This window comes from Streptomyces sp. NBC_00078 (assembly GCF_026343335.1).
In the GTDB taxonomy this organism is placed as follows: Bacteria; Actinomycetota; Actinomycetes; order Streptomycetales; family Streptomycetaceae; genus Streptomyces.
Map to the genome: position 1 here is coordinate 2,422,047 of NZ_JAPELX010000001.1, position 14,850 is coordinate 2,436,896.

Sequence of the window (14,850 nt, forward strand, 5' to 3'; positions counted from 1 at the left end):
CCCCATCGGTAACCGATGTTCCCGACCAACGATGCGGAGGAACGATGCAGGCGACCGCCACGGTGCTGGTCTACAGCGATGACTCCAACACCCGCGAACAAGTCCGGCTGGCGACCGGACGCAGGCCTGCGCCGGACGCTCCCGTCGTCGAGTTCCTGGAATGCGCCACGCCGGCGGCCGTCCTCAAGGAGCTGGACAGGGGCGGTGTCGACGTCTGCGTCCTGGACGGCGAGGCCGTGCCCATGGGCGGCATGGGCCTGTGCCGCCAGCTCAAGGACGAGGTGTTCAACTGCCCGCCGGTGCTGCTGCTGATCGGCCGGCCGCAGGACGCGTGGCTGGCGACCTGGAGCCGCGCGGAGGCGGCTGTGACGCTCCCTGCGGATCCTGTGGAGTTCGCGGCCGCCCTGGCCTCCCTGCTACGGCAGAAGGGGCTTCAGCAGAGCGCCTAGGAGCTTCTCAGACGCTCCGCGGCCTGAGCCGGGCTCGCTCCGCCGAGCTCGGCCCGTCGGGCGTGCCGGCGACCAGCGCGCTGCCGGTGCGCCAGTTCTGCCAGGTGAGGTTCCAGTCACCGAAGCCGTTGCCGAACGGCTCCATGGTGTCGCCGCCCGAGTTGACGACCTTCACCACGTCGCCCTCGTGGACGGTGTCGAAGAACCACTCGGCGTTGCTGGTGCTCATGCCGGTGCAGCCGTGGCTGACGTTGGCGTAGCCCTGGGAGCCGACGGACCAGGGGGCGGCGTGCACGTACTCGCCGCTCCAGGTCAGGCGGGTCGCGTAGTAGACGGGCAGGTCGTACGAGTCCGAGCTGCCCTCGGCGATGCCGACCGTGGCGCTGCGCATGCGTACGAAGTACTGCTTGCCCAGGATCACCTTGACGCCGTTGCGGGTCTCGAAGCCGGGCTTGCCGGTGGTGACGGGGAGTTCTTTGATGTCCTCGCCGTTCTTGTAGACCGTCATGGAGTGCGACGCCGCGTCGGTGACGGCGACGATGCTGTCGCCGATGGTGAGTTTCAGCGCCTTGCTCTTGGTGCCCCACAGGCGGTCGCCGACCTTGACGCCGTCGAGGTCGCTGTGGACCTGGACGGTGGCCTGGGCGGGCCAGTAGTCCTTCGGGCGGTAGTGGAGTTCCTTGTCGCTCACCCAGTGCCAGGCGCCCTGCACGGCGGGCACGGCGTCCACCCGCAGGGCCCGTTCGACGACGGCCCGTTGTGCCTTGTCCTTGACGGGCTTGTCGAGTTCGGCTGTCACGGGCTGGCCGACGCCGTACGTCCCCGACTTGGGCCCGAACGTCACGCCCAGGGTCTTCTTGGTGGTGGGCGTGGTGGTGTCGAATTCGAGGACCTTGCGCCCCGGTGCCCCGTCGTCGTCCTCCGTGCTCACCCGCACCGTGTAGTGCGCGTTGGCGGCGAGCGGGGAGGTGCTGTGCCAGCGGGAGCCGTCGGCGGAGAGTTCGCCCGTCACATAGCGGCCTGTGGCGTCCACGGCCGTGACGTCGGTGATGCGGTCGTCGTCGGCGGTGACCTCCAGGGGCTTGTCCGGGTCGGCCTTCTTCCCGTCTCCCGTGGGGCCCTTGAAGGAGATCTGGTCCGTCGCGTCGTACGGCTTGTCGGTCAGCGGGTTGCCGCCGCTGCTGCAAGAGGTGCCGCCCGCGCCGAGGGCGATCACCAGCAGCGTGCAGCTGACGACGATGCGGGTGCGCGGAGAGTGGTTCATGTCCCTCACGCTAGGGACGTTCGTCAAGCACGGCGCGCCGGGTAACTCGTTCGAGCGAACGGTATTGCGGCAAAAGCAGGAGCCCGGACGCTCCTGACGGAGTGTCCGGGCTCCCTTTGCGCTCTGCGCGTGCTACTGGGTGCGGTTCTCACCGCGGTAGTACTCGAAGACCCAGCCGTAGAGGCCGATCATGATGATCGGAGCGGAGAAGTACAGCAGCCACCAGCCGATCGCGATCGACAGGAAGGCCAGCGCGCCACCGAAACCGAGGGCGAGCGGCTGCCAGCTGTGCGGGCTGAAGAACCCGACCTCGCCGGCGTCGTCCGCGACGTCCGCGTCCCTGTTGTCCATGGCACCCGCGTCGACCCGCCGGGCCGTGAAGCCCAGGTAGAAGCCGACCATGATGCACAGACCGAACGCCAGGAAGAGGGCCGTGGTACCGGCCGGCTCCTTCGACCACACGCCATAGACGACCGCCATGGCGAGGACGAAGACGCTCAGCCACATGAACATCTTGCCCTGAACCTTCACTTGCCGGCCTCCTTGCCACCAGCCAGAGCCTTCTCACCGTGAGGCGCGTTCTCGAGCTGGTCGAGAGCGGCGATCTCAGGGTGATGCAGGTCGAACGCCGGGGATTCACTGCGGATCCGCGGCAGAGTGAGGAAGTTGTGCCGCGGCGGCGGGCACGAGGTGGCCCACTCGAGCGAGCGGCCGTAGCCCCACGGGTCGTCGACGCCGACCGGCTTGCCGTACTTGGCCGTCTTCCACACGTTGTAGAGGAACGGCAGGATCGACATGCCGAGCAGGAACGAGCTGATCGTCGAGATGGTGTTCAGGGCGGTGAAGCCGTCGGCCGCGAGGTAGTCCGCGTAACGACGGGGCATGCCCTCGGCGCCCAGCCAGTGCTGGACCAGGAAGGTGCCGTGGAAGCCGATGAACAGCGTCCAGAACGTGATCTTGCCGAGCCGCTCGTCGAGCATCTTGCCGGTCATCTTCGGCCACCAGAAGTGGAAGCCGGAGAACATCGCGAAGACGACGGTGCCGAACACCACGTAGTGGAAGTGCGCCACCACGAAGTACGAGTCGGACACGTGGAAGTCCATCGGCGGCGAGGCCAGGATGACGCCGGTGAGGCCGCCGAAGGTGAAGGTGACCAGGAAGCCGGTGGCCCAGAGCATGGGGGTCTCGAAACTCAGTGACCCCTTCCACATCGTTCCGATCCAGTTGAAGAACTTCACGCCGGTCGGTACGGCGATGAGGAACGTCATGAAGGAGAAGAACGGCAGCAGCACACCGCCGGTGACGTACATGTGGTGGGCCCACACCGTCACGGACAGGCCGGCGATCGCGATGGTCGCGCCGATCAGGCCCATGTAGCCGAACATCGGCTTGCGGGAGAAGACCGGGATGACCTCGGAGATGATGCCGAAGAACGGCAGCGCGATGATGTACACCTCTGGATGGCCGAAGAACCAGAAGAGGTGTTGCCACAGCAGGGCGCCGCCGTTGGCCGCGTCGAAGACATGTGCCCCGAACTTCCGATCCGCCTCCAGCGCGAACAGCGCGGCGGCCAGGACGGGGAAGGCGAGCAGTACCAGCACCGCGGTCAGCAGCACGTTCCACACGAAGATCGGCATGCGGAACATGGTCATGCCGGGCGCGCGCATGCAGATGATGGTGGTGATGAAGTTGACCGCACCGAGGATCGTGCCGAAGCCGGAGAAGGCCAGGCCCATGATCCACAGGTCGGCGCCGATGCCCGGCGAGCGCACCGCGTCGGAGAGCGGGGAGTAGGCGAACCAGCCGAAGTCGGCCGCACCGGACGGGGTGAGGAAGCCGCCGACCGCGATGGTCGAGCCGAACAGGTACAGCCAGTAGGCGAACATGTTCAGCCGCGGGAACGCCACGTCCGGGGCGCCGATCTGCAGCGGCATGATCCAGTTGGTGAAGCCGGCGAACAGCGGCGTCGCGAACATCAGCAGCATGATCGTGCCGTGCATCGTGAACGCCTGGTTGAACTGCTCGTTCGTCATGATCTGCAGACCGGGCCGGGCGAGCTCGGCGCGCATCAGCAGCGCCATGACGCCGCCGATCATGAAGAACGCGAACGACGTGACGAGGTAGAGCGTCCCGATCGTCTTGTGGTCAGTGGTGGTGAGCCACTTGATCACGACGTTGCCGGGCTGCTTGCGCCGGACCGGCAGTTCGTCTGAGTAGTGTCCCTCAGCTGCCGGGGCACCCTGGGGTTCGTTGACGATGCTCACAGGTTGTTCGTCTCCCGGTTCTTCTCGTGGCTCGTCTGCGCGATGCCGGCGGGAACGTAACCGGTCTGCCCCTTCTTGGCGAGGTCCTTGAGGTGCTGCTCGTAGCGCTCGGGGGAGACGACCTTCACGTTGAACAGCATCCGGGAGTGGTCGACGCCGCAGAGCTCGGCGCACTTGCCCAGGAAGGTGCCCTCCTTGTTGGGGGTCACCTGGAAGGAGTTGGTGTGGCCCGGGATGACGTCCATCTTCATCAGGAACGGCACCACCCAGAAGGAGTGGATGACGTCACGGGAAGTGAGGACGAAACGAACCGTCTTCCCCTCGGGCAGCCACAGCGTGGGGCCCGGGTTGCCGGTCTGCGGGTTCTTCGTGGCGGGCGTACCGACGTCGTAGACACCGCCGGCGTTCGCCGGGAAGTCGGTCTTGAACCGGTCCGGAATGGCGGCCAGGTTCTTGTCGGTCTTCGCGTCACCGGTGGAACCGTCGACGGGCTCGATGTAGTTGAAGCCCCAGCTCCACTGGAAGCCGACGACGTTGACGGTGACGTCCGGCTTCTTGTCGAGGCTCAGGATCTTCGTTTCGTCGCGGGCCGTGAAGTAGAACAGCACCGAGACGATGACGAGCGGAACGACCGTGTACAGCGCCTCGATCGGCATGTTGTACCGGGTCTGCGGAGGAACCTCGATCTTGGTACGGCTACGCCGGTGGAAGATCGTGCTCCACAGAATCAGGCCCCACACCAGCACGCCGGTGGCCAGCGCGGCAGCCCAGGAGCCCTGCCACAGGGAGAGGATCCGCGGAGCCTCTTCCGTGGTGGGGGTGGGCATACCAAGGCGGGGGAAGTCCTTGTATGTGCAACCGGTGGCGGTCGCCAGGACCAGGCCCGCGGTCATTGCCTGCAGCAGCTTCCGCCGCATCGGGCGCCGCGGCGAGCGGTCGGAGCCGTTGGGACTCACGTAGCGCCTTCCCGAGAGTCTCGCCCGCGCGTATCGGCTGCGGCCTTCTCGCTGGTCGGTCGCCGCCCTGCGTCGGGCAGGGGTTTGGATGTTTATGCGGACCAAACCCTAGCCGACGCGTTCCAGGGGGTCGCGGGGAGGGGTGCCTACCGGGTGGGGGGTTCGCTGGATTGGCGGCTGCGGGTGCATGGGGGCTGGTCGCGCAGTTCCCGGTGCCCCCAGGGAGTTAGCGTTGCCGTGTGTCCTACTTTGACGCCGCTTCCGCTGCCCCTCTCCATCCCGTTGGCCGTCAGGCGCTGTTGGCCTCTCTTGACGAAGGGTGGGCCGACCCTTCCCGGCTGTACCGGGAAGGCCGTCGGGCGCGGATGCTGCTGGACGCCGCGCGGGAGGCTGCTGCCGAGGCCGTGGGGTGCCGGCCTGACGAACTCAGCTTCACCTCTTCCGGCACGCGGGCCGTACACGCGGGGATCGCGGGAGCGTTGGCCGGGCGGCAGCGCGTGGGACGTCACCTGATCGTGTCAGCGGTCGAACACTCCTCCGTGCTCCATTCGGCCGAAGCCCACGAAGCAGGCGGGGGGACGGTCACGCAGATCGCGGTGGACCGCACGGGAGCGGTGAACGCACGGTCGTACGTGGACGCGCTGCGCCCCGACACCGCGCTCGCCTGTCTTCAGTCCGCCAATCACGAGGTGGGGACCGAGCAGCCGGTGGCCGACGTTGCCGCCGGGTGCCGGGAGGCCGGGGTGCCGCTGTTGGTGGATGCGGCGCAGTCGCTGGGGTGGGGGCCGGTCGAGGGCGACTGGTCGTTGCTCGCGGCCAGTGCTCACAAGTGGGGTGGGCCCTCGGGGGTGGGACTGCTCGTCGTACGGAAAGGGGTGCGGTTCGCGCCGCAAGGGCCCGTGGACGAGCGGGAGTCGGGGCGTGCGCCCGGCTTCGAGAACCTGCCTGTCATTGTCGCGGCAGCGGCTTCGCTGCGGGCGGTGCGCGCGGAGGCGGCACAAGAGGCGGTACGGCTGCGGGAACTGACGAAGCGGATCCGGGTCCGGGTGGCTCAGTCGGTGCCGGACGTGGAAGTGGTCGGGGATCCGGAGCGGCGACTGCCGGGGATCGTCACCTTCTCCTGTCTCTATGTCGACGGGGAGACACTGCTGCACGAGCTGGACCGGGAGGGTTTCTCCGTCTCGTCCGGATCGTCCTGTACGAGCAGCACGCTGACGCCGAGCCATGTGCTGAAGGCGATGGGGGCGCTGAGTGAGGGGAATGTGCGGGTTTCTTTGCCGACGGGGACGACCCGGGAGGAAGTGGAGCGGTTCCTGGAGGTGCTGCCGGGGGCGGTGGCGGGGGTGCGGGAGAAGCTCGGGGCTCCGGCCCCGGCCACGACCGTGCAGCAGGACGTTCTCGTCGTCGACGCTCTCGGCAGGCGCTGCCCGATCCCCGTGATCGAACTCGCCAAGGTCATCGGGGGCGTCCCGGTCGGCGGCACGGTGCGGGTGCTGTCCGACGACGAGGCGGCGCGGCTGGACATTCCTGCGTGGTGCGAGATGCGGGGGCAGGAGTACCTGGGCGAGGAGCCGGCGGACCAGGGCTTCGCGTACCTGGTCCGCCGGGTGTCGTAGCTCAGGCCAGGTGCTTCTGGACCTCGGCCGCCGCCTCGTCGCCGTACGCCTTGGTGAAGCGGTCCATGAAGTGACCGCGGCGCAGCTGGTACTCCTGGGTGCCGACCGTCTCGATGACGAGCGTGGCGAGCATGCAGCCGACCTGGGCCGCGCGCTCCAGGGAGACGCCCCAGGCCAGGCCGGAGAGGAAGCCGGCGCGGAAGGCGTCGCCGACGCCCGTGGGGTCGGCCTTGCGCTCCTCCTGCGCGCAGCCGACCTCGATCGGGTCCTCGCCCTTGCGCTCGACGCGGACTCCGCGGGCGCCCAGGGTCGTGATGCGGTGACCGACCTTGGCGAGGATCTGCTCGTCGCTCCAGCCGGTCTTGGACTCGATGAGGCCCTTCTCGTACTCGTTCGAGAAGAGGTACGTGGCGCCCTCCAGCAGTATCCGGATCTCGTCGCCGTTCATCCGGGCGATCTGCTGGGAGAAGTCGGCGGCGAAGGGGATCGACCGGGAGCGGCACTCCTCGGTGTGCCGGAGCATGCCCTCGGGGTCGTCGGCGCCGATCAGGACCAGGTCGAGGCCGCCCACGCGGTCCGCGACGGTCTTCAGCTCGATCAGGCGGGCCTCGCTCATCGCGCCCGTGTAGAAGGAGCCGATCTGGTTGTGGTCGGCGTCGGTGGTGCACACGAAGCGGGCGGTGTGCAGGGTCTCGGAGATGCGGACCGAGTCGGTGTCGACGCCGTGCCGGTCCAGCCAGGAGCGGTACTCGTCGAAGTCGAAGCCCGCGGCGCCGACCAGGATCGGCTGTGTGCCGAGCTGGCCCATGCCGAAGGCGATGTTCGCGCCTACGCCGCCCCGGCGTACGTCGAGGTTGTCGACCAGGAAGGAGAGCGAGACCGTGTGCAGCTGGTCCGCGACGAGCTGGTCGGCGAAGCGGCCGGGGAAGGTCATGAGGTGGTCGGTGGCGATGGAGCCGGTGACTGCGATGCGCACGGGGGATCTCTCCTGTGGGGAGACGGATTGACAGTTCACGCTACCGGGTCGTAGCGGGGCGCTGAAGAGGGGCTCCGAAGAGGCCAGAACTACCCGATAGTAGATCTTTCTTCGCAGGCTGGTACGTGCATACCGTTCCGCTATGACGAACCTCAAGGTCCATGCCCCGGTCCCGGTCGACCTGGAAGGCGACCTCGCGTCGCTGCGCGGCGACTGTGCCCGGATGGTCCCCCACTGGACCGCTCCCGACCGGGTCACTTCCCTTCCGGTCTCCCCGTCACTCATCCACGGGGTGAGGGTGCCGCAGAAGTCGGCCCGCCTGCTGGACGCGATGTCGGACTACGGCGACTGAACCCGGCTCGGTGGTACCCGATCGGCGCATTCGAGGGAACCGCGCGCTCCCCCGCTGCGTCCCATCGCCGTCCCCCGTAAAGGGGATGCGCGATACGACCCTCCAGCAGGCCGTTTTGACAGGGCCGGGTCAGGGTCATGGGACAGCAGAAGGAGCGATGCGGTGAACACCGAGCGACCCGACAACGACGCCGACGGCTCCGACGAGGAGCGGGGCGACACCGGCTCCGCGGCGGAGCAGGGTGCCGTGGCCGGACAGGACGCCGAGGGTTCCGGCGCCCAGGGGGACGGCGCACAGGCCGCCGGCGCCCAGGTCGAGGAGACCGAGGCCGTCGAGGCTTCCGTGGCCGACGAAGGTGACGCCGAGGCCGTCGAGGCTTCCGTGGCCGACGAAGGTGACGACGGTGTCCCCGACGCCACACCCGATCCGGGCGCGGATCACCCGCGGCCGCCCGGCCGCCGCTCCCCCGTGCTCGTCGCCTCCGTCGTCGCCGCCGTGCTGCTCGTGGGAGGCGGCGGGGCCTATCTCACCGCATCCGCCACCGGGGGGTCCGGCGGTCGTACCGGCTCCGGGGCCTCCGGCGACGACAGCACTCCCCCGCCACTCGCGCTCGACGGCTACTCCCAGGGCGGTTCGAACGGGATCGCGCCCGGGGAGCCCAACCCGTACGGCGTGACGTACAAGGTCGACGGCACTCTGCCCGCCGGACCCGGCTCCGCGCCCGTGTACCGGGCGGCCGGTGAGGTCACCAAGGACGAGGTGGCCCGGCTGGCGAAGTCCCTCGGTCTGGCCGGGGCGCCGGTGGCGCGGGGGCAGGGCTGGCAGGTCGGGCCCGCCAAGGACGGGTCGGGGCCGAGCCTGGTGGTGAACAGGCAGGCGCCGGGGACGTGGACGTTCCACCGGTACGCGGCCGGCACCGACGCCTGCCAGAGCATCACCGCGTGCACCAAGGATCCCGCGAACCCGGCCGGCGCCACGGTGAGCGAGGCGGCCGCGAAGAAGGCCGCGGCGCCCGTGCTGAAGGCGGTAGGCCAGGACGACGCGAAGGTGGACGCGAGCCAGGTCATGGGCGCCCAGCGCGCGGTGAACGCGAACCCGTTGGTCGGCGGGCTGCCCACATACGGCTGGACGACCGGGCTGACGGTGAGCGCACAGGGCGAAGTGGTCGGTGGCAGCGGCCAGTTGAAGGCACCGGTCAAGGGCGACACGTATCCCGTGCTGGGGGCGAAGAAGACGCTGGAGCTGCTGAACTCGGCGCCCACGACCGGCCACCGCATGGGCATCGGCGGCTGCGCCAGCCCCGTACCGCTGAAGGACCGGCTGGAGGCGCCGTGCGGTCAGTCGACCTCGGGGGCCGGTGCGAAGCCGGCGAAGGAGACCGTCACGATCGACGGCGCGGTGTTCGGGCTGGCCGCCCGGCCCGTGGACGGGCGGCAGGCGCTGGTGCCGTCCTGGCTGTTCGAGGTGAAGGGCGCGGGCGCGCGGCACGGCTTCTCGGTGACGTATCCGGCCGTCGACCCGAAGTACCTGGCGTCGGACTCGGGCACCGCGTCCCAGGAGCCGACCCCGTCGGCGAGCGCCCCGGGCGACGAGCCGACCTCGGCGCCGGCCACCCGGGACGTCAAGGTGGACGGCTACACGGCGGACGGCAAGGAGCTGACCGTGAGTTTCACGGGCGGCGTGTGCGCCGACTACACGGCGAAGGCGAGCGAGAGCGCGGACGAGGTGACCGTGACGGTGACCGAGAAGCCCTGGAAGGGCAAGATCTGCATCATGATCGCCAAGGAGTTCCAGAAGACGCTGCAGTTGGACGAGCCGCTCGGTGACCGGAAGGTCGTGGGCTCGGACGGCAGGGGGATCGCGCTGGTGAAGCCGGGAGCGCGGCTGCCGCGCGCTGCGGCCGGGGTGCAGTAGCCGTTCGGAGAAACGCGAAGGCGGCGGCCCCCTCGGAGGGGGCCGCCGCCTTCGGCGTGTTCAGTTGTCCAGTGAGCTTCGGCCGGTCGGCGGGGCTTAGCTGAAGGAGTCGCCGCAGGCGCAGGAGCCCGTCGCGTTCGGGTTGTCGATCGTGAAGCCCTGCTTCTCGATGGTGTCGACGAAGTCGACGGACGCGCCGCCCAGGTACGGGGCACTCATGCGGTCGGTGACCACCTTGACGCCGCCGAAGTCCTTGACCACGTCGCCGTCGAGGGAGCGCTCGTCGAAGAAGAGCTGGTAGCGCAGGCCGGAGCAGCCGCCGGGCTGGACGGCGACACGCAGGGCCAGGTCGTCACGGCCTTCCTGGTCGAGCAGGGCCTTGACCTTCGCCGCGGCGGCGTCGGACAGGATGATGCCGTCGGTGACGGTGCTGGTCTCGTCCGATACGGACATCTACATCTCTCCCGGGTTGTACGGAGACTGCTTGCCGACGTTTTCAACCGCCGGAGGCACGGATTCATTCCGAGCCGGGCAACTTGTCTTTTCGCCTGTCCTTTCATGCTCGCACACCCGCGACGAAGCGAACAGCGGCCCAATGGCCCCCTCCGGCACGGCACCGGGATTCATGTCACATCGACGTTATGACCATCGTCAAACTGACGTGAACCGGGTTATGATAGATAACGTCAGTTCGACGAAAAGCACTCCCGCAGAACAGAAAGGGTGCGTGTCGTGACCACCGCCCAGACCCCGGAGCTCGACGTACAGCCGACTCCTCTTGCCCTGCTGCTCCTCGGCCGCGAGGCCGACCCGAAGAGCGAGCGCGGCGTCGAGTGTCCCGGTGACCTGCCCTCGCCGTCCGACCCGGACCTCGTGGCACGCGCCCGCGCCGCGAAGGAGAAGCTCGGCGACAAGGTCTTCGTGCTCGGCCACCACTACCAGCGCGACGAGGTCATCCAGTTCGCCGACGTCACGGGTGACTCCTTCAAGCTGGCCCGGGACGCGGCGGCTCGTCCGGAGGCGGAGTACATCGTGTTCTGCGGTGTGCACTTCATGGCGGAGTCCGCGGACATCCTGACGTCGGACGACCAGAAGGTGGTCCTGCCCGACCTCGCCGCCGGCTGCTCGATGGCCGACATGGCGACGGCCGAGCAGGTCGCCGAGTGCTGGGACGTGCTGACCGAGGCCGGCGTGGCCGAGCAGGTCGTGCCCGTCTCGTACATGAACTCGTCCGCCGACATCAAGGCGTTCACGGGCAAGCACGGGGGCACGATCTGCACCTCGTCCAACGCCGAGCGGGCCCTGGAGTGGGCCTTCGAGCAGGGTCGGCCCGGTGCGACCAAGGTCCTGTTCCTGCCCGACCAGCACCTCGGGCGCAACACCGCCGTGCGGGAGCTGGGCATGTCCCTGGAGGACTGCGTCGTCTACAACCCGCACAAGCCGGGCGGCGGGCTGACGGCCGAGCAGCTGCACGCCGCGAAGATGATCCTGTGGCGCGGCCACTGCTCGGTGCACGGCCGCTTCAGCCTGGAGTCGGTCGAGGACGTCCGCGCCCGCATCCCCGGGGTGAACGTGCTCGTGCACCCCGAGTGCCGGCACGAGGTGGTGTCCGCGGCGGACCACGTCGGCTCGACCGAGTACATCATCAAGGCGCTGGAGGCGGCCCCGGCCGGCTCGAAGTGGGCCATCGGCACGGAGCTGAACCTGGTGCGCCGGCTGGCGAACCGTTTCGCGCCCGAGGGCAAGGAGATCGTCTTCCTCGACAAGACGGTCTGCTTCTGCTCGACCATGAACCGCATCGACCTCCCCCACCTGGTCTGGGCCCTGGAGTCGCTGGCCGAGGGCAATCTGGTCAACCGGATCGAGGTCGACAAGGAGACCGAGGCGTTCGCGAAGCTCGCGCTGGAGCGGATGCTGGCGCTGCCGTAGCCCGTCTGCCGCGGCCCCCGTTCACCCCGCCGAGACCGGTGTCCGGCCGGGGTGGGCCGGGTCGAGGGTGAAGATCGTGCCGTCGGCGGTCGCCACCACCAGGGCGCCCTTGTCGAACAGCACGACGGGCTCGAGCCCACTGGCCAGCACCTCGGCACGGGCAGCGGTCTCCCACAGCACCGTGCCCCGCGCCACGTCCAGGGCCGCCACCCGTCCGCTCGGGCCGGCCACGTACGCGGTGCGCCCCACGGCGTCCACCGAGACCTGGCCGGACGACTCCAGGGTGGTGCGGGACTCCCAGACCCGCGCCCCCGTCAGCGGCGAGACGGCGGTCACCAGGCCGCTGGAGGTGGAGAAGTAGAGCGTGCCGCGTGCCAGGGCCACGGTCCCCCGGTACCGCTGGGGCAGTGCTGTCACCTCGCGCTTCCCGCTCCCGGGGTCGACGCGCACGATACGGGTGTACGTCAGGTCTTTGCTGACCGCGACCGCGTCCGCGTCGGACTCCACGAACAGCAGCTTCCCGTCGAGGGCGCCGACGAAGCTGCCGCTGTCCGCGGGTGAGGACAGGCGCCGTACGGAGCCGTCGGAGGGGTCGATGACGATGAACTCCGTGTCGTCGTCCGCCGAGTCGGTGACGCACTCGACGTACGGACGGTCCTCCAGGTCGAGCAGGGTGCAGAAGTGCTTCGCCGGCAGGGACGCCTTCCAGCGCTCCTTGCCGTCGGCCACCGAGCGGGCGGTCACCGACCGGCCGTCGGCCTCCAGCATGAGGGCCAGTCCGGCGACGTCGATCGAACCCGGGCTGCCCTTGTACACCTTCCGGGACCAGAGTCTCCCGCCGTTGTCGCGGTCGAGGGCGACGAGGGACTGTTCCTGGGTGAAGCCGAACTTGTTGTTGACGAGCAGCTGGACGAGCACCACGTCGCCCTCGGCGCCGACGACCGACGACACGTACCGGTCGGCCGGGACCCCGGCGGGCGCGATGCCGGCGCGCCAGAGGATCGTGCCGGTGGCGGCGTCGATCCGTTCCGGGAGGAGTGCGTTGCCGCCGCAGTAGACGGAGCCCTGGTCCACCGCGCAGTGCGGCGCCATGTCCGTGCCGTGCACGTCCGGCGCCTTCGTCACTCCGCTCACGGCGGTTGCGGTCACCCCCGTCTGCCACGGCTTCCAGCCGGCCGGGAGCCCCGGCCGGCTGGACGAGGCGGGGCCCACCGGCGGGGAGTCCGAAAACCCCGGCCCGAACCCGACGTAGACCAGCAGCCCCAGGCCCAGTGCGCCGACCGCGGCCCACACCGGGCGTAGACGGCCGCGGCGGCCGGAGCCGGTAGTGGTGGTACGGCCGGACGCGATCCCCGGGCCTGTCTCCGCGTCGGCCCGCGGCGCGGACCGGCGCAGGGTCGTCGTGAGCGGCTCGTCCTCCGTGGGCTCGGGCAGGACTGCCGCGAACTCGTGGGCCAGTTCGTCGAGTTCGGGCCGGTCCTTGGCCTCCTTGGCCAGGCAGCGCTCCAGGACGGTGCGCAACGGGCGCGCCACCCCCTCCAGCACGGGCTCGTTGTGGACCACGCGGTAGGCGGTCAGATAGGGGCTGTCGGCGTCGAACGGGCCCCGGCCGGTGACGGCGAACACCAGCAGGGCACCGAGCGAGAAGACGTCCGAGGCGGGGCCCACCGTACGGGCGTCGGTGAGCTGTTCCGGGGACATGAAGGGCGGGGTGCCGATCATCTGCCCGGTCTCGGTGAGGGTGTTGTGGTTCTCGGCCGCGCGGGAGATGCCGAAGTCGATGACGCGGGGACCGTCCTCGGCCATCAGGACGTTGGCGGGTTTCAGGTCCCGGTGCACGACCCCGGCCCGGTGGATCTCCCGCAGCGCCTCCACCAGCCCCAGGGCCAGCTGCCGCAGTTCGGCGCCGCGCAGCCGGCCCTCCCCACGGATCCGCTCGGCGAGGGAGCGGCCGGGCACGTACTGGGTGGCCATCCAGGGCCGTACCGCCTCCGGGTCGGCGTCCACGACAGGGGCGGTGAAGGCTCCGCTCACCTTGCGGACCAGCTCGATCTCCTGGCGGAAGCGGGCCCGGAAGACCTGGTCCTCGGCGTACTGGGCGTGCACCACCTTGACCGCGACCTCGCGGCCTGAGCGGGATCTGGCCCGGTAGACGATGCCCATGCCACCGGACCCGAGCCGATCGGCCAAGGTGTAGCCGCCGACCGATTTCGGGTCGTCCTTGCGCAGGGGCACGCCCGAATCCCTTTCCCGCGTACTGAAGTTGGAGGCACAGAATACGCAGCGAGGGGACTCTGCCGGCCGGGGGCCCGGCCGCCCCTACGAGAAGGTCACATGCCGGCGGGCAGCGGTTCCTTCGGACCGGGTGCGGAGGCCGCTACGCCCCAGCTCCGACTCCCGCTTGCCGGTGTGGACTTCCTGCTGGCTCGGTCGAAGCTCACTCCGCCCTTGGACGGACCAGCCCGGACTCGTAGGCGGTCACGACGAGTTGGGCCCGGTCGCGGGCACCCAGTTTGGCCATGGCGCGGTTGACGTGGGTCTTCACGGTGAGCGGGGAGACCTCGAGGCGTTCGGCGATCTCGTCGTTGGAGTGGCCGCCGGCGACCTGGACGAGGACCTCGCGCTCGCGGACGGTGAGGGCGGCGAGCCGCTCGGCGCGGGCCGGGTCTCGGCCGTCGTCGGAGGCGTCGCCCTGGGCGAGGAAGCGGGCGATCAGGCCCTTGGTGGCGGCCGGGGAGAGCAGCGCCTCGCCGCCGGCCGCGATGCGGATCGCGCTCAGCAGCTCGTCCGGTTCACTGCCCTTGCCGAGGAAGCCGGAGGCACCGGCGCGCAGGGACTGCACCACGTAGTCGTCGACCTCGAAGGTCGTCAGGATCACCACGCGGACCTGGGCGAGGGAGGGGTCGGCGCTGATCATGCGGGTGGCCGCGAGACCGTCGGTGCCGGGCATCCGGATGTCCATCAGCACCACGTCGGCCCGCTCCTCCTTGGCCAGCCGCACCGCCTCCGCGCCGTCGGACGCCTCACCGACGACCTCCATGTCGGGCTCGGAGTCGACGAGTACCCGAAAGGCGCTGCGCAGCAGGGCCTGGTCGTCGGCGAGCAGGACACGGATCGTCGTCATACGGGG

The 14,850-nt window shown here is 69.6% G+C and carries 13 protein-coding genes; 5 read left to right on the forward strand and 8 right to left on the reverse strand.

All coding sequences use genetic code 11. From position 1 onward, the window contains the following. Positions 1 to 44: 44 nt before the first annotated feature. Positions 45 to 449 (forward strand): response regulator, encoded by a 405-nt coding sequence (locus OOK07_RS11335; protein WP_266679363.1) that lies wholly within the window; start codon positions 45 to 47, stop codon positions 447 to 449. A gap of 7 nt (positions 450 to 456) precedes the next feature. Here OOK07_RS11335 and OOK07_RS11340 read toward each other — a convergent pair whose 3' ends face one another. The 4 genes from OOK07_RS11340 to ctaC all read right to left on the reverse strand — a co-directional run bounded on the left by OOK07_RS11340 (position 457) and on the right by ctaC (position 4,933). Then, entirely contained in the window at positions 457 to 1,713 is a 1,257-nt protein-coding gene (locus tag OOK07_RS11340; RefSeq protein WP_266796197.1) for a L,D-transpeptidase, read from the reverse strand. Between the two features lie 132 nt (positions 1,714 to 1,845). After that, positions 1,846 to 2,244: a cytochrome c oxidase subunit 4 gene (ctaF, locus tag OOK07_RS11345; protein ID WP_266679367.1), complete on the reverse strand. Its 399-nt coding sequence runs from the start codon at positions 2,242 to 2,244 to the stop codon at positions 1,846 to 1,848. Further along, the gene (gene ctaD, locus OOK07_RS11350; RefSeq protein ID WP_266679369.1) at positions 2,241 to 3,977 is read right to left on the reverse strand and encodes an aa3-type cytochrome oxidase subunit I; all 1,737 of its coding nucleotides are present in this window, start codon (positions 3,975 to 3,977) and stop codon (positions 2,241 to 2,243) included. Before ctaD ends, ctaF begins: the two co-directional genes overlap by 4 nt. Then, positions 3,974 to 4,933, reverse strand: a complete 960-nt coding sequence (gene ctaC / locus OOK07_RS11355) for an aa3-type cytochrome oxidase subunit II (RefSeq protein ID WP_266512908.1) — start codon at positions 4,931 to 4,933, stop codon at positions 3,974 to 3,976. The genes ctaD and ctaC overlap by 4 nt, the downstream gene beginning before the upstream one ends. A 239-nt stretch (positions 4,934 to 5,172) precedes the next feature. Between ctaC and OOK07_RS11360 the strand changes: the two genes are divergently transcribed. Continuing rightward, positions 5,173 to 6,549: a cysteine desulfurase/sulfurtransferase TusA family protein gene (locus OOK07_RS11360; RefSeq protein WP_266796200.1), complete on the forward strand. Its 1,377-nt coding sequence runs from the start codon at positions 5,173 to 5,175 to the stop codon at positions 6,547 to 6,549. A 1-nt stretch (position 6,550) separates the two neighbouring features. Here the strand turns inward: OOK07_RS11360 and OOK07_RS11365 are convergent, their stop codons facing one another. Next, positions 6,551 to 7,525 carry a carbohydrate kinase family protein gene (locus tag OOK07_RS11365; RefSeq protein ID WP_266679373.1) on the reverse strand — a complete coding sequence of 325 codons (975 nt, stop codon included), beginning with the start codon at positions 7,523 to 7,525 and terminating at the stop codon, positions 6,551 to 6,553. A gap of 142 nt (positions 7,526 to 7,667) precedes the next feature. On the opposite strand from OOK07_RS11365, the gene OOK07_RS11370 reads away from it, so the two are divergent. Beyond that, positions 7,668 to 7,877, forward strand: a complete 210-nt coding sequence (locus tag OOK07_RS11370; protein ID WP_266679375.1) for a hypothetical protein — start codon at positions 7,668 to 7,670, stop codon at positions 7,875 to 7,877. A 162-nt stretch (positions 7,878 to 8,039) separates the two neighbouring features. Further along, a complete protein-coding gene (locus OOK07_RS11375) occupies positions 8,040 to 9,791 on the forward strand; it encodes a hypothetical protein (protein ID WP_266796202.1) in 1,752 nt (583 codons plus the stop codon). Between the two features lie 96 nt (positions 9,792 to 9,887). Here OOK07_RS11375 and OOK07_RS11380 read toward each other — a convergent pair whose 3' ends face one another. Beyond that, complete coding sequence (locus OOK07_RS11380; RefSeq protein ID WP_124004201.1) at positions 9,888 to 10,244, reverse strand: iron-sulfur cluster assembly accessory protein; 357 nt, start codon at positions 10,242 to 10,244, stop codon at positions 9,888 to 9,890. A 279-nt stretch (positions 10,245 to 10,523) separates the two neighbouring features. On the opposite strand from OOK07_RS11380, the gene nadA reads away from it, so the two are divergent. After that, on the forward strand, positions 10,524 to 11,720 hold the full coding sequence (nadA, locus tag OOK07_RS11385) for a quinolinate synthase NadA (protein WP_266796204.1): 1,197 nt from the start codon (positions 10,524 to 10,526) through the stop codon (positions 11,718 to 11,720). Between the two features lie 21 nt (positions 11,721 to 11,741). Here the strand turns inward: nadA and OOK07_RS11390 are convergent, their stop codons facing one another. Together OOK07_RS11390 and OOK07_RS11395 are read right to left on the reverse strand one after the other, a co-directional pair. After that, entirely contained in the window at positions 11,742 to 13,955 is a 2,214-nt protein-coding gene (locus OOK07_RS11390; protein ID WP_266796205.1) for a serine/threonine-protein kinase, read from the reverse strand. 202 nt (positions 13,956 to 14,157) lie between these two features. Further along, positions 14,158 to 14,844 carry a response regulator gene (locus OOK07_RS11395; RefSeq protein ID WP_266796207.1) on the reverse strand — a complete coding sequence of 229 codons (687 nt, stop codon included), beginning with the start codon at positions 14,842 to 14,844 and terminating at the stop codon, positions 14,158 to 14,160. Between the last annotated feature and the right edge of the window lie 6 nt (positions 14,845 to 14,850).

Bases quoted from the DNA above. Each gene is read 5' to 3' on its own strand.
- OOK07_RS11335 (WP_266679363.1), top strand. From the start codon at position 45: ATGCAGGCGACCGCCACGGTGCTGGTCTACAGCGATGACTCCAACACC.
- OOK07_RS11340 (WP_266796197.1), bottom strand. From the start codon at position 1,713: ATGAACCACTCTCCGCGCACCCGCATCGTCGTCAGCTGCACGCTGCTG.
- OOK07_RS11370 (WP_266679375.1), top strand. From the start codon at position 7,668: ATGACGAACCTCAAGGTCCATGCCCCGGTCCCGGTCGACCTGGAAGGC.
- OOK07_RS11380 (WP_124004201.1), bottom strand. From the start codon at position 10,244: ATGTCCGTATCGGACGAGACCAGCACCGTCACCGACGGCATCATCCTG.
- OOK07_RS11395 (WP_266796207.1), bottom strand. From the start codon at position 14,844: ATGACGACGATCCGTGTCCTGCTCGCCGACGACCAGGCCCTGCTGCGC.